Here is a 25,286-nt window from a genome sequence, read left to right as displayed (position 1 = left end):
AGGGGGGGTACAGCCGAGCCATGCTCGGCTTGCCTCACCGACCGCGCCATGGATGGATAGGCAAGGCAAGGCAAGCCAAGGCAAGGCAAGCCAAGCCAAGCCAAAACAGCCGAGCATGGCTCGGCTCTACCTCTTCCCGGGGCGGAGGAGGCGGTTTCGGTGAACACCAGACCAACGAGGGGCCGGCCAGTGCGCCGGCCCTTCGCCGTTTAAACCCGGCGCATACGCCGGCGGGGCTAAGCTGGGCGGAGTCTGTCCTTGCAGGAGCGCCCATGCGCCTGTCCCAAGCAATCCCGGCGGGCCTGCTGGCCGTCTCCCTCAGCGCCTGCGGTGGCCGCGCCGCCGACAGCACCCTGATCCGCGAGTCGTTCGACTCCGGCGACACCTATTCGCGCACCGTGCCGGGTGCACCGGCGCAGGCGTGCGAGGCGGCACGCCGCACGCTGCTCAGCCAGGGCTATGCCATCGCGCGGTCCGACACGGCGGCGGTGGAAGGCAACAAGAATTTCCAACCGCGCGATGACGAACACGAGCAGCTGGTGCTGCGCATTTCCTGCGCACCGCGCGGCGAACAGGCGCTGGTGTTCGTCAGCGCGGTGCAGGACCGTTACGCGCTGAAGAAAAGCCCCACCTCGGCCAGTGTCGGCGTGGGCGCGTTGGGGTCGGTGTCGCTGCCGTTCGGCAGCAACGATGATTCGCTGGTGAAGGTGGCCAGCAGCACCGTGCAGGATGCGGATTTCTACCGCCGCTTCTTCGATCGCCTGCAGCAGTACCTGCCGGTAGTGCCGGCCGCGCCGGCACCCGCGCCGGTCGAACCGGCCCCGGCCGCGTCACCGCCTAACGCCGCACCCGCCGCGGTGCCCGAGCCGGCCCCGGCCGCGTCACCGGCTACCGCCGCACCCGCCACGGTGCCCGAGCCGGCCCCGTCCGCGTCACCGGCTACCGCCGCACCCGCCACGGTGCCCGAGCCGGGCCCGGCGCCCTCGGCCGATTCCCCGGTGCCTGCGCACTGAGCAGGCGGGCAGGGTGCACTCGGCAACCGTAACGCGTCGGCCGCGCCGTTGGCCGCAGGTGCTGGCCGCCTTGCTGGGCATCGCCGTGGGCAGCGCCGCCGCCGCGCCGGTGCCGGCCTGCACGCAGGGACTGCTGGAAGCGCTCGGCTGGCGCTTCGTCGATGCGCCGGTCAGTACGCCGGTTATCCACGGTGGCCCGGTCTGCACGCGCGCCACGTTGCAGCAGGCGCAGCGTGCCGGCGACCTGCGCGTGCAGCTGCCGCAGGCGTGGACGGCCGCGCAGCGCGCGGCGTTCATGACCGAGCTGCTGGATGACCCGGCCACGCTGTGTGCCTACACGTTCAAACTGGGCCAGGCCACGCGCCGGGCGACCACGCAGCTGCAGGACAACCCCGGCTACCGCTTCTCGGCACTGCAGCTGGGCTGGATCGGGTTCGGCGCGCGCGGCGCACAGGCGCAGGGCTGGCAGCGCTTCCGCAGCTTCGGGCGTGGCTACCAGCCGGCGGGCGCCAACAGCGCCGCGTTGCAGCACTTCTATGATGGCCGCGTGCGCTCCGAATGCGGGGTGGGGCGGCAGGTGGCGCAGCTGGCGACCCAGCGCGAACTCTATGGCGATGCCGCCTTCGATGCCGAGTTCAGCCCGGGCGAGGTGTCGATCGGCACCTTCCTCACCCTGCACGACACCGACAGCATCCTGCTCGGTCGCCACGCGGGCACCTTCCTTGCCGACGGCAAGGCGGTCAAGACCGCGCAGCTCGGCCGCCAGGCCTTCGTCGGCGCGCCCGGCTTCATCGAACACGTGTTCGACAAACGCTACCTGGACGACATCAACAACCAGGCCGAGAACTTCGTGGTGGTCGATGTGAGCGACGCCGCTGCGCAAGCGCTGCGCACCCACGGCGGTTTCGCCCATTACGATGCGATCAACCGGCGCATCTGGGCGCTGGCCCAGCGCATGCCCGGCCCCGGGCCGCGGCGCTTCGAACGCCTGCTGGTGGAGCGCGATCCGGTGTGGCGCAACGGCCTGCCGCCGGAGCAGCGACCGTTGCTGGCCGAGCTCGACGCCTTGCTGGACGATCCGTTCTACCAGGGGTTCGTGATTTATGTGCATCCTCGCGGTATACGTCCTGTCGGATACCACATCGCACGCCTGCTCGACCGCAACCCGCGCACGCCGTTTGCGTTCGAACTGGGCCTGCACAACCTGCATACCACGCTGTTCCGGCGCTGGATCGACGCACGCCTTCGCCAGTGCGATTCCCCGCCGGCAGCATCTCCGCAACACAACAACTGACACGCTGGAAGGTGATGGATGGATATTGCAATGATTGGCTTGGGAAAGATGGGCGCCAACATGGCCGAGCGCCTGCATCGCGGCGGCCATCGGGTGATCGGCGTCGATCCCGGCGAGGCGGCCCGTGACAGCGCCGCCACCCGCGGTTTCGAGGTGAGTGCCTCGATTGCCGACGCACTGGCGCAGCTGCCGGTGCCGCGCGTGGTGTGGCTGATGGTGCCCGCCGGCGAAGTGGTCGACCAGACCCTTGCCGCGCTGTCGCCGCACCTGTCCGAAGGCGACGTGGTGATCGATGGCGGCAACTCGTACTACAAGGATTCGATGCGCCGCGCCGAACAGGTCAAGGGCGAGGACGTGAGCTACATCGACTGCGGCACCAGCGGGGGCGTGTGGGGCCTGCAGGAAGGCTACAGCCTGATGATCGGCGGCGAGACGGCCGCGGTGGAGCGGGTGGGCGCGATCTTCCGCACGCTGGCCCCGGGCGAGGATCGCGGCTGGGCGCACGTGGGGCCCAGCGGGGCGGGCCACTTCTGCAAGATGGTCCACAACGGCATCGAGTACGGGATGATGCAGGCCTACGCCGAAGGCTTCGCGCTGATGCAGCACAAGACCGCGTTCAACCTCGATCTCGCCCAGGTCGCCAAGGCCTGGCAGCACGGCAGCGTGGTGCGTTCGTGGCTGCTGGACCTCAGCGCCGATGCGCTCGGCCGCAATCCGCAGCTCGATGGCATCGCCCCGTACGTGGAAGATTCCGGCGAAGGCCGCTGGACGGTGGCCGAGGCGATCGACCTGGACGTGCCGGCACCGGTGATCACCCTGTCGCTGCTGGAGCGGCTGCGTTCGCGCGAGAAGAACTCCTTCAGCGACCGCCTGCTGGCGGCGATGCGCAACGAGTTTGGCGGCCACGCGATCAAGACCCGCTGAGCCCGCCCCAGGGTGCGCCGGCCGGTGGCCGGCTCGCCCTGGCCGCTTCAACCTCGAGCCATCGGCTCAGGCAGGCGGCGCATCCAGTTCGATGCGTCGCCCGCTACGCGCGCTGGCGGCCCCGGCCTCCAGCAGGCGCATTACCTGCAGCGCTTCCACCGCGCTCACCGTGGGCGCGCCCACGCCCTGCATGGCATCGCGGAAGGCGGCATACAGGCGGCGGTAGTCGCCCGGCACGTTGTCCACGCTGCTGCGCTGCAGGCGGTCCTCCGCATCCACGACCACGTGCTGGCCGTGCAACGGGTCCAGGCCCCAGCCTGGCGCGCCGGGCGCTACGCCGTCGCGCAGCTGCTCTTCCTGCACGTCGCGGCCGTCCTTGAGGTAGCTGCCGAGGCTGCCGTGCACGCGGAAGCGCGGCCCGGACGCAGCCACCAGCGAGCCGGCGTGCACGATCGCGCGATGCCGCGGGTAGTGCAGCACCGCGTGGAAATAATCATCGCTGCGCGCATCCGCGCGCTGCGCGGCCAGGTCGGCGCTGATCGCCTCGGGCCAGCCGAACAGCTGCAGCATCTGGTCGAGCAGGTGCGGCCCCAGGTCCATCCACAGGCCGGCGCCGGGGGCATCGCTCTCGCGCCAGCGATCGCGTACCTGCGGGCGATAACGGTCGAAGTGCGAGTGGCACTCGGCGACCTCGCCCAGCACGCCATCATCGAGCAGGCGGCGCAGGGTAAGGAAGTCCGCATCGAAGCGGCGGTTCTGGAACACGCTGACCACCCGTTCGGCCGCCTGCGCGGCCTGCACCACCGCCTCGGCCTCGGCCACGTCCAGGGTGAAGGGCTTGTCCACCAGCACATGCTTGCCGGCCTGCAACGCTGCGATCGCCAGCGGCGCGTGGTCGCGGTTGGGCGTGGCGATCACCACCGCGTCCAGGGCCGGATCCTCGAACAGCTGCTGCGGCGTGGCGCAGATGCGCACGTCGGTGAAGCTGCGCAGCAGCCGGTCGCGCTGCGAACTGACGATGCTGTGCAGCACCAGGCCGGGGGTGTGCTGGATCAGCGGCGCATGGAACACGCTGCCGGCCAGCCCGTAGCCGATCAATCCCACCTGCAGGGGCGTGGTCATGGCGAGCTCCATCAAGACGGGGGCAACCAGCGTAGCGGCTGCGCGCGCAGGGCGGAACATGAACGGTTGTGCAGGAAGCTGAGTGGTTCACGGCGGCGTTATGTTCCGCGCACGTGGCGAACACGGGCTTCCCCGGACACTGGCCACACACCCAAGGAGACACCGAACATGACCAACACTACGCGCACTCTGCTTGCTGCTTCGCTGGCCCTCGGCATGGTGCTGGGTACCTCCTCCGCCATGGCCAAGGATCCGCCGAAGACCACCGACCACGCGGCGATGACCCACGCCGACACGCATGATTCGGCCGAGCCGGTGACCGACAGCTGGATCACCACCAAGGTCAAGACCGATCTGCTGACCAGCAAGAATGTCCCGGGCACCGAAGTCATGGTGGAAACCGTGAACGGCGTGGTGACCCTGAAGGGCACCGTGGCCACGCAGGCCGAGTATGACAAGGCCCTGCGCGTGACCAAGGGCATCAAGGGCGTCAAGAGCGTCGACTCCACCGGCCTGAAGGTCGCTGGCGGTGCCGCCAAGGCCGCCAAGCGCTGATCCAGCGGAGTGTTTGACCGCTATGCACGAGGGCGCGCCGACTGGCGCGCCCTCGTCCTGTTTGAATGGTTCAGAAAAAAACAGCAGCCCTATTCACAATGCGCTGCGGTATATTCAGAGCTTCACCTGCGCCGGCGCGCCAGTGAGGCCGAGGCGGCCGCGATGGGGTCACCGCCGGCAACGGCACCGCGAGCTGAAGAGGGAATATGGCGCTGGTTTTCAGTGACGACGTCTGGGATCGCTGGCGCTTGCCGGCACTGGCACTGGCCGCGGTGGCCATCATCGTGGTGCCGTGGCTGACCTTGCGCAAGCTGGCCGATGACAACGTCGAAGCCATGCGCTGGGTGAGCCATACCCAGGACGTGGGCGTGGCGGTGTACCAGCTCCAGGCCGACGTGCGCGATGTGGAATCGGCCGCGCTCACGATGTCCAAGGGCGTCGATGCGCCGGGCCTGCGCGAGCGCCTGGGCCAGGCCAAGGACATCCCGAGGCGGCTGGCGCGACTGGCCGAACTGACCCGCGACAACCCCGACCAGCTGATCCGCATCGGTCGCATCCAGTCGATGGTGGAGCGGCGCATGGAGCTCGCCCGGCAACTGGCCCGCAGCACACCGGATTCGGACCAGCGCGAGCTGGTCCAGGACCTGACCACCCGTTACCCGATCCGCGGCCTGATCGAAGAACTGCAGGCCACCGAGGAAACGCTGCTGAACGAGCGCAGCCTGGCCTTCCAGAAGCAGCAGCGGCAGACCGAGCTCGTCTCCTGGTCCGCGCTGGCGGTGCAGTTGGCGCTGCTGGGGCTGGTGCTGTGGCTGCTGCACCGCCAGATCGCCCATCGCGCCACGGCCGAACGTGCCTCGCTGCGCTCGGCCGCGCGTGCGGCCTCGGTGCTCCACACCGTGCGCGAGCCGATCGTGCTGCTCGACCGCGAGCTCAAGGTGCAGCTGCACAATCCGGCGTTCGCCGAACTGTACGGCCTGGACGAGGAGCAGCCGGCGGAAGGACTGCGCCTGGACGGCATCGGCGATGGCGCGTGGAACGATGCGGTAGTGCGCCAGCGCCTGATCGACGTGCTGCTGCGCGGCCGCGAGCTGTGGGATTACGAGCACGAACAGCGCACCGCCGACGAGCAGGTGCGCACGATGTTGATCAATGCCCGGCGCATGCCGCTGCCGGACAAGGACGACGAAGTGGTGCTGATGACCGTCAGCGACGTCACCGTGCAGCGCGCCGTGCAGCAGCGCGTGGAAGAACTGAACCGTCAGCTGGAGGGCAAGGTGGAGCAGGTCTCCGAGGTGAACCGCGAGCTGGAAGCCTTCAGCTACTCGGTGTCCCACGACCTGCGCGCGCCGCTGCGCCACATCGGCGGGTTCTCGGACAAGCTGGCTCGCCACCTGGGCGACCAGGCCGATGAAAAATCCCTGCACTACCTGGGCGTGATCTCCAATTCGGCGCGGCGCATGGCGGCGCTGATCGATGACCTGCTGGTCTACTCGCGGCTGGGTCGCGCGGCGATGCGCATGCAGGCGGTGGACATGCAGTCGCTGGTGGCCGATACCCGCGCCATGCTGATGGCCAACCTGCAGAGCGAGGCCGAAGAGACCGGCGTGCATCGCCAGGTGGAGTGGACGGTGGCCCCGCTGCCGATCCTGGTCTCGGATGAGAACATGATGCGGCAGGTGTGGTTGAACCTGCTTGGCAACGCGCTCAAATATTCCTCCAACCGCGACCCGGCCCGGATCGAGGTCGAGTACCAGCAACAACCCGACGGTGGCCACCTGTTCACCGTGCGCGACAACGGCGCCGGCTTCGACATGGCGTACGCCGGCAAGCTGTTCGGCGTGTTCCAGCGCCTGCACAAGGCCAGCGACTACCCCGGCACCGGCATCGGCCTCGCCAGCGTGCGCCGCGTGCTGACCCGGCACGGCGGCCGCATCTGGGCCGAGTCGGCCGTCGATGCGGGCGCCACCTTCCATTTCCTGCTTCCCCCTGCGCTCGACGCAATCAACAAGGGCCCTGCCGCATGACCGCACTTCGTACCATCCTCCTCGCCGAGGACAGCCCTGCCGACGCCGAGATGGCTGTCGACGCCCTGAAAGAGGCTCGCCTGGCCAACCCGATCGTGCATGTCGAAGACGGCGTGGAAACGATGGACTACCTGCTTCGCCGCGGTGCCTACGCCAACCGCGAGGAAGGCCTGCCGGCGGTGCTGCTGCTGGACATCAAGATGCCGCGCATGGACGGCCTGGAAGTGCTGCGCGAGATCCGCAACACCGAGGAGCTCAAGCGCCTGCCGGTGGTGATCCTGTCGTCCTCGCGCGAAGAAAGCGACCTGGCCCGCAGCTGGGACATGGGCGTCAATGCCTACGTGGTCAAGCCGGTGGACGTGGACCAGTTCTTTGGTGCGGTGCAGACCCTGGGCAAGTTCTGGGCGGTGATCAACCAGGCGCCGGAAGTCGAGTAAGCCCATGCCGCTCACTGGCCCCTCGCTGGGAATGCTGCGCGTCCTGCTGGTGGAAGACTCCCCCGAGGACGCCGAACTGATGTGCGAGCAGATGCTCGATGCCGGGCTTGAGGCCAGCTTCGAGCGGGTGGAGAGTGCCGGCGAGCTGCGCGAAGCGCTGGCCCGGTTCGCCCCGGACATCGTGCTGTCGGACCTGGCCATGCCCGGTTTTTCCGGCAACGAGGCGCTGCAGATCGTGCGCGGCTGGCACCCGGACGTGCCCTTCATCTTCGTGTCCGGCACGATGGGTGAGGAAAACGCGGTGGCCGCGCTGCACCAGGGCGCCAACGACTACATCATCAAGCACCAGCCGGCGCGCCTGCCGTCCGCGGTGGCCCGCGCGGTGCGTGAGTCGCGCAGCACGATCGACCGCCAGCGGGTGGAAGCCGAACTGATGCGCGCGCAGCGCCTGGAGAGCCTGTCGCTGCTGGCCGCCGGGCTCAGCCACGACCTGCGCAACATCCTGCAGCCGCTGCTGATCATGCCGGACCTGCTCAAGGCGCGCACCGATGACCCGCAGCTGCACCACCTGGCCGACATCATCGCCGAGTGCGGCCGGCGCGGGCACGAGATGGCCGAGTCGATGCTGTCCTTCGTGCGCGGCTCGCGCAAACCCAGCGAGCAGATCTGCATCGCGCACCTGTTCGAGGCGGTGGAGCTGCTGTTGCGCAGCAACCTGCCGGACAAGGTGAGCCTGCACCTGGACGTGGCCGACGACGGCCTGGGCGTGGATGCCAACTACACCGAACTGCAGCAGGTGCTGCTGAACCTGTCGTTGAACGCGATCCAGGCCATGCCCAATGGCGGTCGCCTGACCCTGCGCGCCGCCGCCGATCGCGATGGCCAGGGCGAGGACTGGCTGCGCATCTCGGTGACCGACGAAGGCACCGGGATGAGCGCCGATACCCTGTCGCACCTGTTCAATCCGTTCTTCACCACCAAGGCCAACGGCACCGGGCTGGGGCTGATCTCGTGCAAGCGCATCATCGAAGGCGCGCGTGGCAGCATCCACGTGGACAGCACGGTGGGGGTGGGGACGCGGTTCGACCTGCTGCTGCCGATGCAGGAGGTGGGGGCGGACAGCGAAGCGGTGGACCAGCCGATTGCCGCCGGTACCGGCCAGTCGATCCTGGTGGTGGATGGCGAGGCCACGCGGCTGTCGCTGCTGGGCAACGCGCTGTCCAGCCAGGGCTACCACCTGCAGCTGGCCTCCGATGGTGCCGCCGCGCTGCGCTGGATGCAGCAGGAGGCGATGCCGGCGCTGGTGATCGCCGATGCCGGCTCCAAGCTGCTCTCGGCCAGCCACCTGTTGGGCGAGATGGCCGCACTGGGCTTCCGCGGTCCGGCGCTGGTGCTGGAGGAGGCGGACGTCACCGTGCCGCTGGCGGTATTCCCGCCGATGATCAACGTGCACGTGCTGCGCAAGCCGCTGGAGATGCAGCAGGTGTTCCGCTCGGTCGCCGAGGCGCTGGAAACCGCCTGATCCGCACAAGGTGATGCCGGCCAACGGCCGGCGTTACCGGGTCAGCGTTCCCAGGGAAACGCCGGCAGGCTGGCGACGGCCTGCTCCAGCTTGTGCGACCAGCTGCCGTGGATTTCCGCATACAGCGCGCTGTCGCCGGCCAGGCGCATGCGCTGGCTGATGCGCAGGTCGCCCTTGCGGATCAGCACCAGGTCCACCGGCAGCCCCACCGACAGGTTGGAGCGGATGGTCGAGTCCAGCGACACGATCGCGGTGCGCGCGGCGTCTTCCAGTCGCGTCGGCGGGCGGATGATGCGGTCCAGGATCGGTTTGCCGTACTTGGACTCGCCGATCTGCAGGAACGGCGTCTCCGGCGAGGCGGCGATCGCGTTGCCCAGCGGGTAGATCATGTACATGCCGGGCTGCTCGCCGCCGACCTGGCCGCCGAGGATCAGCGTGGCCTGGGTATTGACCCCGTCGTGGCCGTGCTCGGGCGTGCTGCTCTTGACCTGGCTGTCGACCAGGATGCGCCCCACGTACTCGGCCACCTCGAACAGGTGCCGGTAGGCGCGCAGGTTCTGCTCGCGGCCTTCTTCCACGTCGCGGCGCAGCCGCGAGACCAGCAGCTGGGTGGTGGCCAGGTTGCCGGCGGCCATGATCACGAAGGCGGCCTGCCCGGCAAACTCGAATTCGTGCAGCTTGCGATGCACGCGGACGTCGTCCAGCGACGCGTTGGTACGGGTATCGGCGGCGAAGACCAGGCCCTCGTCCACCTCGATGCCGACGCAATAGGTCATGTCGGTGTCCTATGATGTGCACCCCGATTCTATGCGGAGGCCCTGTTGGCCCCGTGTGGATTCGCCCCACGCACGCTGAATACCATGACCACTGTGCTCCTGAGCCTGGGCAGCAACCTGCAGCCGCAACAGCATCTTCACGCCGCGGTGGAGGCCCTGCGCGCGCGCTTCGGCGCCATCGCCGTCTCGCCCGCCTACCGCACCGCCGCGGTGGGCTTTGACGGCCCGGACTTCCTCAACAACGCGGTGGCGATCACCACCGACCTGCCGCTCGATGCGCTGGATGCCTGGCTGCATGCGCTGGAAGACGCGCACGGCCGTGATCGCAGCGGCCCGCGCTTCTCCGACCGCACCCTGGACCTGGACGTGGTGTTCTACGGCGACCTGATCGTGGAAGGCCCGGGCCACCTGCGCATCCCGCGCCCGGAGCTCAAGCACGCTTTCGTGCTCAAGCCGCTGGCCGACATCGCGCCGGCATTCATCGACCCGGTCAGCGGGCTGGACCTGGCCACGCTGTGGCGCGCGCATCGCCAGTACGGCGAGCCGTTCGAGACGATGGAGCTGCTGCCCGGGTAACCCGGGCGCGCCGGCCGTTGGCCGCAATGGCGACACTGCCGGGCCATGCAGGCCGGTCCACGGCTGGCATCACGACAGCGTGCGTCCGCCGTCCACGCGCAGGGTGTGCCCGGTGATGAAGGGGGCGTCGGTGACCAGCCAGTACACCGCCTCGGCGATCTCTTCGACCGTGCCGGTGCGCGCCAGCGGGGTGCGCAGCAGCAGCGCCTGCTGGGCGAAATCGTCCTTGCCCTGTTCCGGCCACAGGATCGCGCCCGGTGCCACCGCATTGACCCGCACCTTGGGCGCCAGTTCCAGCGCCAGCGAGCGGGTGATCATTTCCAGCGCGGCCTTGGCCGCGCTGTAGACCGGGTGGTCGCGCATCGGCTGGGTGCCGTGCAGGTCGGTCAGGTTGACGATGCAGCCCAGGTGCCGGCGCAGCTGGGGCGCGGCGGCCTGGGCCAGCAGCAGCGGGGCACGCGCATTGACCGCGAACAGGTCGTCCCAGTGCTCGGTGGTGATCTGGCCGAGCAGGGTGGGGTAGAAGTTGGAGGCGTTGTTGACCAGCGCATCCAGCCGCCCGAACTGGGCCACGGTCTGTTCGACCAGGTCGGGAATGGCCGCTGCGTCGCGCAGGTCGGCCTGCAGGGCCAGCACGCTGCCGGGGCGCAGCATGTCCAGGTCGAAGGCCATCTGCTGCAGTTCGGCGGTGGAGGTGTGGGCGTGCAGTACCACCGACCACCCGCAGGCATGGAACTGGCGGGCGATCGCCGCGCCGATCCGGCGCGCGCTGCCGGTGATCAGCACGACGGGTGCGGTATCGGTCATCGGGGGTACTCCCTGCTCGGCTATGCTGTGCATTGTCACCGCAATCGCCTGCACCATGCATTCCCCACTGCCCACCCCCGATTCCGACGCCCTGGCCCACAGCGACCAGTTGGCCGCGGCGCTGCGCGCCGAGATACTCGCCAATGGCGGTGCCATGCCGTTCGCCCGCTTCATGGAGCTGAGCCTGTACACGCCGGGGCTGGGCTACTACAGCGCCGGTGCCAGCAAGTTCGGTGAATCCGGCGATTTCACCACCGCGCCGGAGCTGGGGCCGCTGTTTGCGGCGACGCTGGCCAACGCGATCGCGCCGGTGATGCAGCAGCTGGGCCCGCAGGCCCGCTTCATGGAACTGGGCGGCGGTAGCGGTGCGTTCGCCGAGGTGATGCTCAAGCGCATGCTCGAGCTGGACGCGCTGCCCGAACGCTACGCCATTCTGGAGCCCAGCGCGGACCTGCGCGAGCGCCAGCGCGAACGCCTGGAGAAGGCGCTGATCGGGCCGGTATTCGAGCTGGTGGAGTGGCTGGACGGGCCGTTCGATGACGACTGGGACGGCATCGTGTTCGCCAACGAGGTGATCGATGCACTGCCCACGCCGCGCTTCCTGGCGCGCGATGGGATGGTCTACGAGGAAACCGTGGAGCTGGATGCCGACGGTGCCTTCATCCGCGGCGCGCAGCCGGCCGATGCGATGCTCAGCGCGGCGGTGCGCCACGTCGAGCAGTATCGCGAACGGCCATTCGCCGACGGTTACCGCTCCGAGCTGCTGCCGCAGTTGCCGTACTGGATCCAGGCCGTGGCCGGCGGCATGCAGCGTGGCGCGATGCTGTTCATCGACTACGGCTACCCGCGCACGGAGTACTACCAGGACGAGCGCGACGATGGCACGGTGCGCGCGTTCTACCGCCACCAGGTGCACAACGACCTCTACCGCTGGCCCGGCCTGCAGGACCTGACCGCGTCGGTGGACTTCACCGCGCTGGCCGAGGCCGGTACCGGGGCAGGCTTCGAGATCGCCGGCTACTGCACCCAGGCCAGCTTCCTGCTGGGCAACGGGCTGGACGCGCTGTTGCAGAAGGCCGAGGCGCGGGTGGACGAATTCGGCCAGGTGCGCCTGCGCGACCAGGTCAAGAAGCTCACCCTGCCCACCGGCATGGGCGAGCGCTTCCAGGTGATGGGCTTCCAGCGCGACGTGGATTTCGAGCCCGCGTTCACCCTCGGCGACCTGACCTGGCGCCTCTGAGATGACCCCGACAGGGATGTTGAAGCCACTGCGCTGGCCGCGCTTCTGGCTGGGCCTGTGGTGGCTGGCGATCGCGGTGACGATCACCGTCTGCCTGATTCCGCCGCCGCCGCTGGACCTGCCGCCGAACAGCGACAAGGTCGAGCATTTCCTGGCCTACTTCGTGCTGGCCGGTGCGGCGGTACAGATCTACCGCACCCGCGCGGCCCTGCTGTGGGCCGCCGCGGGCCTGGTCGGGTTGGGGATCGGCATCGAGTTCCTGCAGGCGGCATTGACCGACAACCGCATGGCCGACGCGATGGACGCGTTGGCCAACAGCATCGGCGTGCTCGCCGGCATGGCGCTCGCGTTCACCCCGCTGCGCGACCTGCTGCTGCGCCTGCGCGGATAAACGGCCGGTAGGGCCGGCCCAGGGCCGGCAACCACAGCATGTCGGATTCACGGGGCGCCGGCCCGCGGCCGGCGCCTCCACCGGTCTTCAGCGCGGCACCAGCGTCAGCGTATCCAGTACCCACATCGTCGGCCGCGTATCCCCGGTGAAGCGCACGCACAGATCCTGCGTCCCCTTCACCGATCGCGGCAGGGCTGCGTCCAGCGTGATGAACCCGTCCGCCCCCGGCTTGGCCGGCAGCTTCACCGTGGCCAGCGGCGTGCCATCGCAGTTTCCGTTGAGTACGTCCATCTCGCCATGCGCACTGCGTGCGGGGCTGAACGTGCGTTGCGGTTCGTCGTGGGCCAACTGGAAGTAGTACGGAATCTGGCCGGCACGCACGCGCAGTCTGGCGATGCCGTCCACATCGGCGTCCTTCCACAGCCAGCACGGGTTGAAGATGTTCACGTTGAAGATCGCACGCTCGCCATCGGCCGGGCCGTCGTCTTCCAGGCGCAGCAGCAGCTTGCCTTCGCCCGGGCACATCGCCAACTGCTGGTCGTTGCGGCTCAGCAGCGACGTCGCGCTGAGCTCGAAGCGGCTGGCCGCGCTGGCCAGCGGCTGCCCGTTGAAGAACGTCGCCGCCTGCAGCGTCACCGGCAGCGGCTGGGTCAGCGGCGTGCTGTAGCGCGGCGACTGCGCGGTGACCGGGCTGCCATCGGTGCTGTAGCGGACCTCGTAGTTGAGCGGGGTGCGCAGCGTCAACGTGGCGGTGCCGGCCTTGCGGTCGTCGTGGCTGTCCAGTTCCACCTGGAACGGGGTCTGCGCGTAGGCCACGCCCATCGCCTGCCAGCGCTGCAGCTGGCTGGGCAGCCGGGCCAGGAAATCGGCGTAATCGCGGCGCTCGCGCGGCGACCAGCCGGTCTCGGCCACGGCCGCCAGCCGCGGGAACAGGTTGTGCTGCAGGCGCGCGTAGCTGCGCGTGTGCTCGGTGAACATATTCGCCTGCAGGCCGAGGATGTGCTGTTGCTTGTCGCGGGCCAGCGCATCGGGTACCGGCTCGAAGCCGTACACGCGGCCGAGCGGGGTCGTCAGCGGACGGCCCGGCGGTTCGTTGTCCGAGGGGGTCTGCAGGTAGTCCATGTACATGTCGGTGACCGGCGACATCACCACGTCATGGCCTTCGCTGGCCGCCTTCAGGCCGCCGTCGGTGCCGCGCCAGGACATCACCGTGGCCTCCGGCGGCAGGCCGCCTTCGAGGATCTCGTCCCAGCCGATCAGGCGGCGGTCGTGCTGCTCCAGGAAGGTTTCCAGGCGCTTGATGAGGTGGCTCTGCATCTCCATTTCATTGCCGGCGCCCACCTCGCGCATGCGCCCCTGCACCCGCGCCGATGCTTCCCACTGGTCCTTGACCGCTTCGTCGCCGCCGACGTGCACGTACTTGGCCGGGAACAGGGTGATCACTTCTTCCAGCACGTTCTCCAGGAACTGGAAGGTGCTTTCCTCGGTGTTGAACAGGTTGGGGAACACGCCCCATTCGCTGAGCGGCTTCAGCGGGGTGTCCAGCGTGCCCAGTTCGGGATACGCGGCGATCGCGGCGGTGGCATGGCCCGGCACGTCGATCTCCGGGATCACCTGGATGTGGCGCGCGGCGGCATAGGCGATCACCTCGCGGATCTGGTCCTGGGTGTAGAAGCCGCAGTACGGCCGCTCCGCGCCGGTGACCGGGTCGCGGCCGCCATCGCCGGCGGGGATGCGGCAACTGCCGACCGCGGTCAGCTTCGGGTAGCGCTTGATCTCCATGCGCCAGCCCTGGTCATCGGTGAGATGCCAATGGAAGGTGTTGAGCTTCTGTTCGGCCATCGCGTCGAGCACGCGTTTGATCTCGTCCAGGCTCTGGAAATGGCGGGCCGAATCGAGCATCAGCCCGCGCCAGCTGAAACGGGGTGCGTCGTCGATGCGCAGCGCCGGCAGCACGCCGTTGCTCCCTCCGCTGAGCAGCTGGGACAGCGTGGCGGCGCCATAGAAGAGGCCGGCCTCGGTGGCCGCCCGCACGGTGGCGCCGTTGCCCTGGGAATGCAGCTGGTAGCCCTCGGCGCCGGTCTTCAGCGACGGGTCCAGCACGAAGGCGATGCCGTGCGTGCCGCGCCCGGGTGTGATCTGCAGGGCCGGGCCGCCGCTGTTGCGCAGCAGGGTGGTGAACTGGCCCGCCACGCGCTGCGCGGCCTCGCCGCTGGCCCACACCGGGGTGCTTGCGCGCACGTTGAAGGCGGCGCCGTCGAGGCGTTCCACCTTGGCCGGCGCCGGGATCAGCGGGAGCGAACCGGGCAGCGCGCGTGGGCCGTCGGGGGCCTGCGCATCGGTGGCATGCGCGCGCGGTGCCAGGGACAGGGCCAGTGCGAAGGAGAGCAGTGACAGCGAGGTACGACGGGTGCGGGTATGCATCGGGTCATTCCTGTGGTGCGAATCGGATTCCACCTGTAAAAACGGGCCCGGAGGTCCGGGCCCGTCGTTCAGGCGTTCAGCATAGTGCTATGGCGATCAGAACTTGAAGTGCACCGTGGCCATGTAGCGGCGGCCGCTCTTGTAACGCGAGGCCAGGTGGTCCTTGTCGCCCAGGTACTGGAAATACTCTTCGTTGAGCAGGTTCTGCGCGTCCAGCGTCAGCGACCAGTTCTCGTTGAAGGTGTAGCCGAAGCTGGCGCCCAGCTCGGCGTAGTCGTCCACGCTGGCCGGTGCCGAGCCTGCGACGTAGCCGCCGGCCAGGTAGCTGTCACGCCAGTTGTAGGTCAGGCGGGCGTTGATCGGGCCCTTCTCGTAGTACGGACTGAACGCGACCGAGTTGCGCGACTGGTAGGGCAGCGCATCGCCGGAGTTGTTCTCACCGTTGGCGTAGGTGTAGTTGGCGGTCAGGCCGAAGCCGCTCTCGCCGAAGGGCTGCTGGTAGCTGAGGTTGAAGCCCTTGACGTGGCCGCTGCCGGCGTTGCGCGGACGCTGGATGCTGTAGTCGCAGTAACCGTCGGCGGCGCAGCCGTTGGTGCCCACGATGTTGGCCCAGGTGGCCGGCGAGGTGTCGCGGATCGAGTTGTACTGGCGTTCGGTGACCGCGCTGGTATCGATGTAGTTGTCGATCTTCTTGTAGAACAGCGACCAGGCCACCACCGACTGCGGGGCGAAGTAGTACTCGGCCGACAGGTTGTAGTTCCAGGACTCGTACGGCGACAGGGCCGCGTTGCCGCCGCTGCCGGTAAGCGTGGTGTCGTTGAGGAAGGTGTTGTTCACCATCTGGTTGTACGGCGCCCAGGCGATGACCTTGCTGGCGCCGAAGCGGAACACCCAGTCACTGTCGGTGTCGTACACCAGGTTGACCGACGGCAGCAGGAAGTCTTCCTTCTTGGTCTGCGTCTGCCACTTGCTGTCCAGGTCGGTCAGGGTCGGGGTGCCGCCGTAGACGAAGCCGCTGCCGGCGGTCTTGGAATCCACGTAGCGCACGCCGACGTTGCCGCGCACCGGGCCGTTGGAGAAGTTCAACTGCGCGTAGGCGGCGTTGTTGGTCTGCTCCAGCGCCCAGCTGTTGTTGAGGTAGCTGGCCGGATCCGGGTTGGCGTAGTCCAGCGGGCTGCCCTTGACCCAGTTCAGCACGTTGTCGCGGCCCACCTGCACGTGGCGGCCCTGGCCGTCGCTGAAGCCCTGGATGTCGGTCAGGCCGATGGTGCCGACGTCGGCCAGGGTGCCCGGGCGCACGCCGCCGTACACGTTGAGGTCGAAGCTTTCTTCATGCTTGCCGTGGCGCACGCCGAACTGCAGCTGGTTGAAGATGCTGTCGAACTGCACGTTGAAGTCCAGCTGTGCGTAGGTGTCCTTGCTGTCGGTGGAGAAGATGCCGTTGTTGCCGAACCAGCCACCGGCCGAGCCCCAGTTGGCCGGGTTGCGGGCCGCGTCGGGGTTGTCGAAGGTGATGCCCTTGTCCAGGTTCCAGCTGAAGCCACCGTTGTAGAACGGTTCGATGAAGTACTGGGCCAGGTCCTTGTTCTCGGACTTGCTCTGGCCCACCTGGCCGCTGATGCCCCAGCCGTCGCCCTTCCACGCGCCACGCAGGTCAAGGCCCTTGGTGGTCACTTCGGATTCGCGCACGTTGTTGTCGTAGATCACCGTGCCGCTGTTGGCCGTCGCGCTGGCGTTGGAGTGGCCACTGTTGACCACGCCGTTGCGCACGTCGCCGAGCTGGTTGACCGCACCGACGGTGCCGGGGTTCCAGGTCAGGAAGGAGTACATCGATTGGTTGTAGTTGTCGAAGTTTTCCTTGATGTACAGGCCGCTCAGGTTGAACTCGAGTTCGTCGGTCGGCTTGAACTGCAGGTTGACCACGGCGCTGTCGCGCTTGCGGTCCTGCTGGAACCACGCGGCGTTGACCGAGTTGGGCACGTCCGCGTTGGGGTCCACGCCCGGCGCGTTGGTGAAGGTGGAGGCCTTGGCGTAGCCGAACACTTCCATGCCCTGGCGGTCCACGCGCTCTTCATAGTGCTGCGCGGCGACGTTGATGCCGAAGGTTTCGTCGGTGTTCTTCCAGCTGTAGATGGCCGAGGCGTTCGGCTTGCCCTTGCTGGCCTGGTCGCTGTAGCTGTAACCCACCGAGGCGGCCACTTCATTGGCGCGCATGTCCAGCGGCTGGCGGGTGTGCATCAGGATGGTGCCGCCCAGGCTGCCTTCGGTCAGGCGCGCTTCGGAGGACTTGATGACTTCCATGCGGCCCAGGATCAGCGGCGACAGCAGGGTGTAGTCGAAGCCGCGGTTGGGCTGCTCGCCGTACAGCCAGATCGCCTGCGCGACCGGGTGGCCGTCCAGGAAGGACAGGTTGAGGCTGGGATCGGTGCCGTCGATGCTGACCCGCTCACCCTGGCCGAAGCGACGGTCCAGCGAGATGCCGGGCAGCTGCGACAGCGCCTCGGCCACGTTGGTGCTGGGGAACTTGCCGATGTCCTCGGCGGTGATCGCCTCGGAGATGGTCACGTTGTTGCGCTTGGTGTCCAGCGACTTTTCCAGGCTGGCGCGGATGCCGACGACGCTGACCGTGTCCAGGTCGGTCGGGGTGGTGGAGGTTTCCTGCGCCTGCGCGCCGAACACCAGACAGCTGAAAATGGCTGCCGAAAGCAGACTCTTGCGGTGGTTCATGATGTCTCTCCTCATCAATCCGATGGTTCGCCGGCGACGGCGTGTGTCTTCGTGCGTCTGGTACGACTTTGCCGCGCGTCCCTGACCGGGGGCGCGCCATGGGTGCCACGTACTGCGTGTTGCTTGCCCGGCGCGCCGTCAGGCGTTCGGGTGGTCCCTATGTCCCAGGTACCAGCTGGCGGCGCCGATGACGCCCAGCTGCCCGTGCTCGACCACCTTCACGGGAATGCGTTCCAGCGCTTCGCGCATCGGGCCCTTGTTGAGGTACCGGGACACGAACGTGCTGTTCAACAGGAATTCGCGGATCTGCGGCAGGATGCCGCCGGCCAGGTACACCCCGCCGGTGACGCCGTACTGCAGGGCCATGTCGCCGATGGTGCTGCCGAGCAGGCCGCAGAAGACCTCCAGGCTCAGGCGCGCGGTCGGGTCCTGGTCGGCCATCGCCGCGGCGGTGACCGCATCGGGCGTGGTCAGCGTGGGCGTCTGCCCGTCCAGCGCGCACAGCGCGCGATACAGGTTCATCAGCCCGGGGCCGGACAACGCGTGCTCCACCGAGACGTGCGCATGCTCGCGCTGCATCTGGCGCACGATCGCCATTTCCAGTTCGGTGGTGCTGGCCAGGGTGGGCTGGCCGGCCTCGGTGGCCAGGACCACCGCGCCATGAGGGGTGGGGATCCAGACCGCCGCGCCCAGCCCGGTGCCGGGGCCGACCACCAGGGTGGGGCCGCGCGGGGCCGTGGCCGGGCCGGTCAACTGCAGCACGCCGCTGGCATCGACCTGGGCGGCGGCGTAGGCCACCGCTTCGAAATCATTGACGATGTAGACCTGCTCCAGGCCGACATCCTGCTCGATCCGGCGCGCCGACAGCGGCCAGGGCACGTTGGCGGTGATCACGGTGCCGTCTTCGCGCGCCACGCCAGCGGTGGCCACCACGCAGTGCGCCGGGCGCGGGCCACTGCCGAGGAACTCGGCCAGGATGGCGCTCAGGCCGGGGTAATCGGCATTGCGGAACTTGCGGTACTCCAGCAACTGCACCGGATGGTCCGGGTCCAGGCCGGCCTGCACCCTGGCCACGCGGACATGCGTACCCCCCACGTCGGCGGCCAGGAACGGCGGCACCGCATGGGGCAGGGCATGGGCCGGTACAGAGTGGGCGGCTGCGATCACACGGGCTCCCTTGGGTATGCACGACCGGTCTGACCCGGCGATTGAGGCGGAGTCTGTAATCGTTCTGACAACGATGTCAACGATAACCTCACACTTTCGATGTTGCGCCGCAGCGGCCAGTGCCGCAGGAAAACGTTTTCAGCCACGGCCCGCCATGTTTCTGCACACCGCCCGAAAGGGGTGACGTAGCGGCCGCAAGGCGTGGCGGGGCGTGCAATCTGCGCAGGTGCAACATCCCCTGACCAGCGGCGGCGGCGAAAACCGGTTGTTGACAAACCCGCTGGCGGCGACGAATAAATGTGACAACGTTGTTCCCAGTCACTCTTCCGACGCCGCCTGGCGCCGTCGATGCAGGAGCTCTCTTGATGTCTGCCGTGCCTGCTGCCTCCGCGCGTTCGAGCGTGCTCACCTCGATCCTGATCATCGGCGTGCTGTTCTTCCTGATCGGCTTCTTCACATGGCTCAACGGGCCGCTGATCACCTTCGTCAAGCTCGCCTTCGAGCTGGACGAGGTCGGTGCCTTCCTGGTGCTGATGGTGTTCTACCTCTCCTATTTCTTCCTGGCGCTGCCGGCCTCCTGGATCCTCAAGCGCACCGGCATGAAGAAGGGCCTGAGCCTGAGCCTGCTGGTGATGGCGGTCGGCGCGGTGGTCTTCGCCCACTTCGCGCAGCAGCGCTGGTACCCCGGTGCGCTCAGCGGCCTGTTCATCATCGGCAGCGGCCTGGCCCTGCTGCAGACCGCGGTCAACCCGTACATCAGCATCCTCGGCCCGATCGAAACCGCGGCCCGGCGCATCGCGCTGATGGGGATCTGCAACAAGATCGCCGGCATGCTCGCCCCGGTGTTGATCGGGACGCTGGTGCTGCACGGCATCGGCGACCTGGACGCGCAGGTGAAGGCGGCCGATGCGGCGGCCAGGACGGTGCTGCTCAACGACTTCGCCGCCAAGATCCAGCTGCCGTACATGGCCATGGCCGGGCTGCTGGTGGTGCTGGCCGTCGGCGTGCTGTTCTCGCCGCTGCCCGAGCTGAAAACGTCGGAAGCCAATGCCACCCCGGCCCGCGCGCCGGGGGTGGCCGAGCGCACCAGCATCTTCCAGTTCCCGCACCTGTGGCTGGGCGTGCTGTGCCTGTTCGTATACGTCGGCGTGGAAGTGATGGCCGGCGATGCGATCGGCACCTACGGCCACGGCTTCGGCCTGCCGCTGGACCAGACCAAGATGTTCACCTCGATCACCCTGGGCGCGATGCTGCTGGGCTACCTGGTCGGCCTGGCGCTGATCCCGCACCGGGTCTCGCAGTCGCGATACCTGAGCATTTCCGCCGTGCTCGGCGTGCTGTTCTGCATCGGCGCGCTGCTCACGCATGGCTATGTGTCGGTCGGCTTCGTGGCCGCGCTGGGCTTTGCCAACGCCATGATGTGGCCGGCGATCTTCCCGCTGGCCATCCGCGGGCTGGGCCGCTTCACCGAGACCGGCTCGGCCCTGCTGGTGATGGCCATCGCCGGTGGCGCGATCATTCCCCAGCTGTTTGCCGTGCTCAAGCAGCACGTCGACTTCCAGTGGGTGTTCGCCGGGCTGATGGTGCCCTGCTACCTGTACATCCTGTTCTACTCGGTGCGCGGCCACCGGGTGGGGCTGTCCCGCGACGGGCAGTGATCGGCGATCATGGACGTCCAACGGGATCCGCAGGAAAAGAGCATGCGCAGAGCGACCATCAAGGATGTCGCCGAACGGGCCAAGGTGTCACTGAAGACCGTCTCGCGCGTCATCAACAATGAGCCCTCGGTCATGCAGGCCACCCGTGCGCGGGTGCTGCGGGCGATCGCCGAGCTGGACTACGAGCCCGATCCGGCCGCGCGCAACCTGCGCACCGGCACCACGCTGGTGGTGGGGCTGGTCTACGACAACCCCAACCCGTACCACATCATCGGCGTGCAGAACGGCGTGCTGGCCGCCTGCCGCGAGACCGGGTTCGGCCTGCAGATCCATCCCTGCGATTCGAGCTCGCCGATGCTGGCCGAAGAGCTGGCCGACTGGGTGCAGCGTTCGCGCCTGGCCGGGCTGGTGCTGACCGCGCCGATGTCCGAGCGTGCCGACCTGGTGGCGGCGCTCACCGCACGCGGCATCAAGCTGGTGCGGATCATCGCCGCCACCGCCGACCCCGAAGACGGGGCCTGCGTGTTCGTCGACGACCGCGAGGCCGCCTATGAAATCACCGAGCACCTGATCCAGCTTGGCCACCTGCGCATCGGCTTCCTCTGGGGCGGCAGTTCGCACCGCTCGAGCGGCGAGCGCTACGCCGGTTATGAAGCGGCATTGCGCGACTACGGCATGAGCATCGACAAGCATCTGGTGGTGCAGGGCGATTACACCTTCGACGATGGCTTCCGTGGCGCGCGCCGGCTGCTGGCGCTGCGCGAGCCACCGACGGCGATCTTCGGCTCCAACGATGAGATCGCCGCCGGCGTGCTGGCGGCGGCCAAGTCGGCGGGCATGAACGTGCCCTACGACCTGTCCATCGCCGGCTTCGAGGACAGCCCGTTCTCGCGCCAGTCGTGGCCACCGCTGACCACCGCCAAGCAGGCCACCGAAGACATCGCCCGGCATGCCGCGCGCCTGCTGATCGCGCAGCTGCGCAGCGATGCCTACGACGACGCGCCATTGCAGCTGCAGAACCAGGGCTTCGTCCCGCAGCTGGTGGTGCGCGGATCCACCGCACCGATGCGCCCGCAGGGCACGCGCCCTCCTTCTCCTGAAACCACCTGAGTCCCGCATGTCCCTGCCTGCCCCCCACGACACCCTGATGTACCGCGAAGCCGCGGAAGCCGCCGACGTGATCGCCGCGCAGTTCGCGCGCAACCAGGTCGCGGTGGAGACCCTGGCCGCCAGCCTGCGCACGGCGCCGCCGCCGTTCGTGGTGACCTGCGCGCGGGGCAGCTCGGACCATGCCGCCACCTACGCCAAGTACCTGCTGGAGACCCGGCTCGGCCTGGTCACCGCATCGGCCTCGCCGTCGGTGGGTTCGGTCTACGAAGCCCCGCTGAAGCTGCGCGGCGCGCTGTACATCGTGATTTCGCAGTCGGGCAAGAGCCCGGACCTGCTGCGCAACGCCGAGGCCGCACGCGCGGCCGGCGCGCGCGTGGTGGCCCTGGTCAACGTGGAGGATTCGCCGCTGGCGCAGCTGGCCGAAACGGTGATCCCGCTGGGGGCGGGCGCCGAGCGCAGCGTCGCGGCGACCAAGAGCTACCTGGCTTCGCTGTCGGCGATCCTGCAACTGGTGGCCTACTGGACCCAGGACGCGGCGCTGATCGCCTCGCTGCGCGCGCTGCCCGACGCGCTGCGACAGGCCTGGGACAGCGACTGGTCCGCGCTCACCGACGGTCTGGTGCCGGCGCACAACCTGTTCGTGCTCGGCCGCGGCCTGGGCCTGGGCGCGGCGCAGGAGGCGGCGCTCAAGTTCAAGGAAACCTGCGGCCTGCATGCCGAGGCCTACAGCTCGGCCGAAGTGAAGCACGGCCCGATGGCGTTGGTCGGTCCCGGCTTCCCGGTGCTGGCCTTCGCCCAGCCCGATGAAACCGGGGCGGGCACCCGCGCGGTGCTGCAGGAGTTTGGCGCACGCGATGCGCAGGTGTGGCTGGCCGACGTCGGCGGCGACCTGCCGCTGCCGGTGGCGCCGCACCCGGCGTGCGCGCCGCTGCTCACCGTGCAGGCGTTCTATCGCGCCATCAACGCACTGGCCCTGCGGCGGGGGCACAACCCCGACCTGCCGCCGCATCTGAACAAGGTAACGGAAACCGTCTGATGAAAACCGTGCTGCGCAACGCCCGCATCCTGGCGGGCGACGAGTTCCGCGACGACCTCGCGGTGGTGATCGAAGCGGGCCGCATCACTGCGCTGCTCTCCGATGCGGCCCCGCAGCTGGGCAGCGCCGATGAACAGATGGACCTGGGCGGCGGCTGGCTGCTGCCGGGCTTCATCGATGCCCAGGTCAACGGCGGCGGCGGCGTGCTGTTCAACAACACGCCGGACGTGGACAGCCTGCGCACGCTGGCCGCCGCGCACCGCCGCTTCGGCACCACCGGCCTGCTGCCCACCCTGATCAGCGACGATGCGCAGGTGATGCGCCGCGCGATCGATGCCACCCGCGCTGCGATCGCGCAGGGCGTGCCCGGCGTGCTCGGCATCCACCTGGAAGGCCCGTACATCGCGCCAGCGCGCAAGGGCACCCACGACGCCAACAAATTCCGCGTGCCCGATGCCGACGAGATCGCGATGGCGGCCTCGCTCGACAATGGCGTCACCTTGCTCACGCTGGCCCCGGAGCGGGTGCCGCTGGAGAGCATCCGCGCGCTGGTCGAACGTGGCGTGATCGTCGCCGCCGGCCACACCGCGGCCAGTTACGAAGAAGCACGCGCCGGGCTGGATGCCGGCATCCGCGGCTTCACCCACCTGTACAACGCGATGTCGCCGCTGACCGGGCGCGAGCCGGGGGCGGTGGGCGCGGCGCTGGAAGACCGCGACAGCTGGGTCGGGATCATCGCCGATGGCGTGCACGTGCACCCGGCCAGCCTGCGCGTGGCGCTGGCGGCCAAGCCGCGCGGCAAGGTGATGCTGGTGACCGACGCGATGCCGCCGGTGGGCGCCGACAGTCCGAGCTACGAACTGTATGGAGAAGTGATCACCGCGGTGGACGGGGTGGTGCGCAACGCGGCCGGCTCGCTGGCCGGCTCGGCGCTGGACATGGCCACGGCGGTGCGCAACGCGGTGCAGCTGCTCGGCCTGCCACTCGAGGAAGCCGCGCGCATGGCGTCGCGCTACCCGGCGCAGTTCCTCAACCTGGACGATCGCCTGGGCGAGATCGCCGAGGGTTACCAGGCCGACCTGGTGCTGCTCGACGACGCGCTGCAGGTGCGCAGCACCTGGATCGCCGGCCAGCGCGAGGACGCGTGAGCGCGGCCGCATCGCCGCGCATGGGCTCGATCGACGCCCTGCGCGGGCTGACCGTGGCCGCGATGCTGCTGGTCAACAACCCCGGCGACTGGAACCACGTGTATGCGCCGCTGCTGCACGCGGACTGGCATGGGTTCACCCCGACCGACCTGATCTTCCCGCTGTTCCTGTTCATCGCCGGCGTGTCGATGGCCTTCAGCCTGGCCCCGCGTGCCGGTGATGCCAGCCTGCGCCCGGCGCTGCGCAGCGGGCTGCTGCAGCGCGCCCTGCGCATCCTGCTGGCCGGTGCGCTGCTGCACCTGCTGGCCTGGTGGCTGGTCGAGCTGCCGGCGTACCGGCTATGGGGCGTGCTGCAACGGATCGCGCTGTGCGTGGCGGTGGTCGGGCTGCTGGCGATCTACACGCGCGCGCGCACGCAGTGGTGGGTCATCGGCGCGCTGCTGGTGGCGTACGCGGCGATCCTGCTCGGGGCCGATTCGCTGGCGCCGTGGGAGAACCCGGCCAGCCGGCTGGATACCGCGTTGTTCGCACCGTTTCTGTACAAGTACGACCCCGTCAGCGGGCTCGGCCATGACCCCGAAGGCCTGCTGAGCAGCCTGGGGGCGCTCGCGACCACGTTGCTGGGCCTGCGCGCGGGCGCCGCGCTGCGTGCGGGGCAGGTGGGCGGCCTGGCCGTGCTGGCGGCGGCCTGCCTGATGCTGGGCGGCGTGGCCAGCCTGTGGCTGCCGCTCAACAAACACCTGTGGACGCCCAGCTTCGTGCTCTGGAGCGGCGGGCTGTCGGTGACTGCGCTGCTGCTGGCGCACCTGCTGATCGATCGCTGGGGTGCCCCGGCGCTGGGCCGACGCTTCGGGGTGAACGCGATTGCCGCCTATCTCGGATCCTCGGCGATGGCCTTGGTGCTGGGTGCGAGCGGTGCCTGGGCGTGGGCATTCACTGCGCTGGCGGCGGCCATGCCGGCGGCGCCCGCGCGGGCGTCGCTGCTGTGCGCGCTGGGCTTCGTGGCGGTGTGGTGGGGCGTGGTGTGGGCTCTGGATCGCCGCCGGATCTACCTGAAAATATGATCGGCGCCATCAAAATTTACGTTCGCATCACAACTGAGCAGTAAAAGTACGTAAGCGCACCTGCGTAAATAAAGAAGCCACTGGGGAGCGGTCAGCCGATCGCCCGCGCCGGTTTCCTTGCTGTCTCGACACGTTGTCCCATCCACCGAACATGCAGTCCCCGGCAGTGTCCTGCCGACGTGAACTCCAAGGTGATGCGTGCAGTCAGGAGCAGGGGGCTTCGATGACCTGCCATGCCGCCGCCGCTCTCTTTGTCGTCCAGAGGAAG

The 25,286-nt window shown here is 68.7% G+C and carries 21 protein-coding genes; 15 read left to right on the top strand and 6 right to left on the bottom strand.

The features are described from left to right. The first annotated feature begins 272 nt into the window (after nt 1–272). The 3 genes from M2421_RS14215 (at nt 273) to gnd (ending at nt 3,231) form a co-directional block, all read left to right on the top strand. Complete coding sequence (locus tag M2421_RS14215; protein WP_259207787.1) at nt 273–1,013, top strand: DUF2242 domain-containing protein; 741 nt, start codon at nt 273–275, stop codon at nt 1,011–1,013. 130 nt (nt 1,014–1,143) lie between these two features. Then, nucleotides 1,144–2,307 (top strand): hypothetical protein, encoded by a 1,164-nt coding sequence (locus M2421_RS14210; protein ID WP_259207823.1) that lies wholly within the window; start codon nt 1,144–1,146, stop codon nt 2,305–2,307. Nucleotides 2,308–2,325: 18 nt separating this feature from the next. Then, on the top strand, nt 2,326–3,231 hold the full coding sequence (gene gnd, locus M2421_RS14205; protein WP_259207785.1) for a phosphogluconate dehydrogenase (NAD(+)-dependent, decarboxylating): 906 nt from the start codon (nt 2,326–2,328) through the stop codon (nt 3,229–3,231). Nucleotides 3,232–3,297: 66 nt separating this feature from the next. Here gnd and M2421_RS14200 read toward each other — a convergent pair whose 3' ends face one another. Continuing rightward, a complete protein-coding gene (locus M2421_RS14200) occupies nt 3,298–4,353 on the bottom strand; it encodes an oxidoreductase (RefSeq protein ID WP_259207783.1) in 1,056 nt (351 codons plus the stop codon). Between the two features lie 168 nt (nt 4,354–4,521). Between M2421_RS14200 and M2421_RS14195 the strand changes: the two genes are divergently transcribed. The 4 genes from M2421_RS14195 to M2421_RS14180 all read left to right on the top strand — a co-directional run bounded on the left by M2421_RS14195 (nt 4,522) and on the right by M2421_RS14180 (nt 8,894). Next, nucleotides 4,522–4,908 carry a BON domain-containing protein gene (locus M2421_RS14195; protein WP_259207781.1) on the top strand — a complete coding sequence of 129 codons (387 nt, stop codon included), beginning with the start codon at nt 4,522–4,524 and terminating at the stop codon, nt 4,906–4,908. A 206-nt stretch (nt 4,909–5,114) separates the two neighbouring features. Beyond that, nucleotides 5,115–6,935 (top strand): ATP-binding protein, encoded by a 1,821-nt coding sequence (locus M2421_RS14190; protein ID WP_259207779.1) that lies wholly within the window; start codon nt 5,115–5,117, stop codon nt 6,933–6,935. Next, nucleotides 6,932–7,372, top strand: coding sequence for a response regulator (locus tag M2421_RS14185; RefSeq protein ID WP_259207777.1), 441 nt, complete (start codon nt 6,932–6,934; stop codon nt 7,370–7,372). Before M2421_RS14190 ends, M2421_RS14185 begins: the two co-directional genes overlap by 4 nt. Nucleotides 7,373–7,376: 4 nt before the next feature. After that, on the top strand, nt 7,377–8,894 hold the full coding sequence (locus M2421_RS14180) for an ATP-binding protein (protein WP_259207775.1): 1,518 nt from the start codon (nt 7,377–7,379) through the stop codon (nt 8,892–8,894). Between the two features lie 41 nt (nt 8,895–8,935). Here M2421_RS14180 and M2421_RS14175 read toward each other — a convergent pair whose 3' ends face one another. Next, nucleotides 8,936–9,670, bottom strand: a complete 735-nt coding sequence (locus M2421_RS14175; RefSeq protein ID WP_259207772.1) for a 20S proteasome subunit A/B — start codon at nt 9,668–9,670, stop codon at nt 8,936–8,938. Between the two features lie 84 nt (nt 9,671–9,754). Between M2421_RS14175 and folK the strand changes: the two genes are divergently transcribed. Beyond that, a complete protein-coding gene (gene folK / locus M2421_RS14170; RefSeq protein WP_259207770.1) occupies nt 9,755–10,246 on the top strand; it encodes a 2-amino-4-hydroxy-6-hydroxymethyldihydropteridine diphosphokinase in 492 nt (163 codons plus the stop codon). Between the two features lie 69 nt (nt 10,247–10,315). On the opposite strand, the gene M2421_RS14165 is transcribed toward folK, so the two are convergent. Next, nucleotides 10,316–11,053: a pteridine reductase gene (locus tag M2421_RS14165; RefSeq protein WP_259207768.1), complete on the bottom strand. Its 738-nt coding sequence runs from the start codon at nt 11,051–11,053 to the stop codon at nt 10,316–10,318. Nucleotides 11,054–11,108: 55 nt separating this feature from the next. Between M2421_RS14165 and M2421_RS14160 the strand changes: the two genes are divergently transcribed. Next, nucleotides 11,109–12,293, top strand: coding sequence for a class I SAM-dependent methyltransferase (locus M2421_RS14160; protein ID WP_259207766.1), 1,185 nt, complete (start codon nt 11,109–11,111; stop codon nt 12,291–12,293). 16 nt (nt 12,294–12,309) lie between these two features. Then, nucleotides 12,310–12,684, top strand: coding sequence for a VanZ family protein (locus M2421_RS14155; protein WP_259207763.1), 375 nt, complete (start codon nt 12,310–12,312; stop codon nt 12,682–12,684). An 87-nt stretch (nt 12,685–12,771) separates the two neighbouring features. On the opposite strand, the gene M2421_RS14150 is transcribed toward M2421_RS14155, so the two are convergent. The 3 genes from M2421_RS14150 to M2421_RS14140 form a co-directional block, all read right to left on the bottom strand. Further along, nucleotides 12,772–15,108, bottom strand: a complete 2,337-nt coding sequence (locus tag M2421_RS14150; protein ID WP_259207762.1) for a family 20 glycosylhydrolase — start codon at nt 15,106–15,108, stop codon at nt 12,772–12,774. A 96-nt stretch (nt 15,109–15,204) separates the two neighbouring features. After that, entirely contained in the window at nt 15,205–17,835 is a 2,631-nt protein-coding gene (locus M2421_RS14145; protein ID WP_259207760.1) for a TonB-dependent receptor, read from the bottom strand. A gap of 138 nt (nt 17,836–17,973) precedes the next feature. Next, the gene (locus M2421_RS14140) at nt 17,974–18,999 is read right to left on the bottom strand and encodes a glucokinase family protein (protein WP_259207821.1); all 1,026 of its coding nucleotides are present in this window, start codon (nt 18,997–18,999) and stop codon (nt 17,974–17,976) included. A gap of 368 nt (nt 19,000–19,367) precedes the next feature. Here M2421_RS14140 and M2421_RS14135 point away from each other — a divergent pair, with 368 nt between their 5' ends. Genes M2421_RS14135 through M2421_RS14115 form a run of 5 tightly spaced genes read left to right on the top strand, consistent with a single transcriptional unit; the run spans nt 19,368 to nt 25,018 of the window. Further along, entirely contained in the window at nt 19,368–20,660 is a 1,293-nt protein-coding gene (locus M2421_RS14135) for a sugar MFS transporter (RefSeq protein WP_259207759.1), read from the top strand. A gap of 42 nt (nt 20,661–20,702) precedes the next feature. After that, nucleotides 20,703–21,770: a LacI family DNA-binding transcriptional regulator gene (locus tag M2421_RS14130; protein WP_259207758.1), complete on the top strand. Its 1,068-nt coding sequence runs from the start codon at nt 20,703–20,705 to the stop codon at nt 21,768–21,770. Nucleotides 21,771–21,777: 7 nt separating this feature from the next. Then, on the top strand, nt 21,778–22,806 hold the full coding sequence (locus M2421_RS14125) for an SIS domain-containing protein (RefSeq protein ID WP_259207757.1): 1,029 nt from the start codon (nt 21,778–21,780) through the stop codon (nt 22,804–22,806). Then, complete coding sequence (gene nagA, locus M2421_RS14120) at nt 22,806–23,954, top strand: N-acetylglucosamine-6-phosphate deacetylase (protein ID WP_259207756.1); 1,149 nt, start codon at nt 22,806–22,808, stop codon at nt 23,952–23,954. The genes M2421_RS14125 and nagA overlap by 1 nt, the downstream gene beginning before the upstream one ends. After that, complete coding sequence (locus M2421_RS14115) at nt 23,951–25,018, top strand: heparan-alpha-glucosaminide N-acetyltransferase domain-containing protein (RefSeq protein WP_259207755.1); 1,068 nt, start codon at nt 23,951–23,953, stop codon at nt 25,016–25,018. Before nagA ends, M2421_RS14115 begins: the two co-directional genes overlap by 4 nt. Nucleotides 25,019–25,286: the final 268 nt, after the last annotated feature.

The sequence above is a fragment of the Stenotrophomonas sp. BIGb0135 genome, assembly GCF_024810105.1.
GTDB lineage: Bacteria > Pseudomonadota > Gammaproteobacteria > Xanthomonadales > Xanthomonadaceae > Stenotrophomonas > Stenotrophomonas maltophilia_AB.
The sequence above is the reverse complement of the archived record's forward strand: the minus strand, read 5'-3'. Positions and strand labels throughout refer to the sequence as shown.

Excerpts from the sequence above, each read along its gene's own strand:
- M2421_RS14125 (WP_259207757.1), top strand. The coding sequence starts at position 21,778 with ATGTCCCTGCCTGCCCCCCACGACACCCTGATGTACCGCGAAGCCGCG.
- gnd (WP_259207785.1), top strand. The coding sequence starts at position 2,326 with ATGGATATTGCAATGATTGGCTTGGGAAAGATGGGCGCCAACATGGCC.
- folK (WP_259207770.1), top strand. The coding sequence starts at position 9,755 with ATGACCACTGTGCTCCTGAGCCTGGGCAGCAACCTGCAGCCGCAACAG.
- M2421_RS14145 (WP_259207760.1), bottom strand. The coding sequence starts at position 17,835 with ATGAACCACCGCAAGAGTCTGCTTTCGGCAGCCATTTTCAGCTGTCTG.
- M2421_RS14180 (WP_259207775.1), top strand. The coding sequence starts at position 7,377 with ATGCCGCTCACTGGCCCCTCGCTGGGAATGCTGCGCGTCCTGCTGGTG.
- M2421_RS14215 (WP_259207787.1), top strand. The coding sequence starts at position 273 with ATGCGCCTGTCCCAAGCAATCCCGGCGGGCCTGCTGGCCGTCTCCCTC.
- M2421_RS14130 (WP_259207758.1), top strand. The coding sequence starts at position 20,703 with ATGCGCAGAGCGACCATCAAGGATGTCGCCGAACGGGCCAAGGTGTCA.
- nagA (WP_259207756.1), top strand. The coding sequence starts at position 22,806 with ATGAAAACCGTGCTGCGCAACGCCCGCATCCTGGCGGGCGACGAGTTC.
- M2421_RS14165 (WP_259207768.1), bottom strand. The coding sequence starts at position 11,053 with ATGACCGATACCGCACCCGTCGTGCTGATCACCGGCAGCGCGCGCCGG.
- M2421_RS14190 (WP_259207779.1), top strand. The coding sequence starts at position 5,115 with ATGGCGCTGGTTTTCAGTGACGACGTCTGGGATCGCTGGCGCTTGCCG.
- M2421_RS14135 (WP_259207759.1), top strand. The coding sequence starts at position 19,368 with ATGTCTGCCGTGCCTGCTGCCTCCGCGCGTTCGAGCGTGCTCACCTCG.
- M2421_RS14195 (WP_259207781.1), top strand. The coding sequence starts at position 4,522 with ATGACCAACACTACGCGCACTCTGCTTGCTGCTTCGCTGGCCCTCGGC.
- M2421_RS14185 (WP_259207777.1), top strand. The coding sequence starts at position 6,932 with ATGACCGCACTTCGTACCATCCTCCTCGCCGAGGACAGCCCTGCCGAC.
- M2421_RS14175 (WP_259207772.1), bottom strand. The coding sequence starts at position 9,670 with ATGACCTATTGCGTCGGCATCGAGGTGGACGAGGGCCTGGTCTTCGCC.
- M2421_RS14200 (WP_259207783.1), bottom strand. The coding sequence starts at position 4,353 with ATGACCACGCCCCTGCAGGTGGGATTGATCGGCTACGGGCTGGCCGGC.
- M2421_RS14150 (WP_259207762.1), bottom strand. The coding sequence starts at position 15,108 with ATGCATACCCGCACCCGTCGTACCTCGCTGTCACTGCTCTCCTTCGCA.
- M2421_RS14160 (WP_259207766.1), top strand. The coding sequence starts at position 11,109 with ATGCATTCCCCACTGCCCACCCCCGATTCCGACGCCCTGGCCCACAGC.
- M2421_RS14155 (WP_259207763.1), top strand. The coding sequence starts at position 12,310 with ATGTTGAAGCCACTGCGCTGGCCGCGCTTCTGGCTGGGCCTGTGGTGG.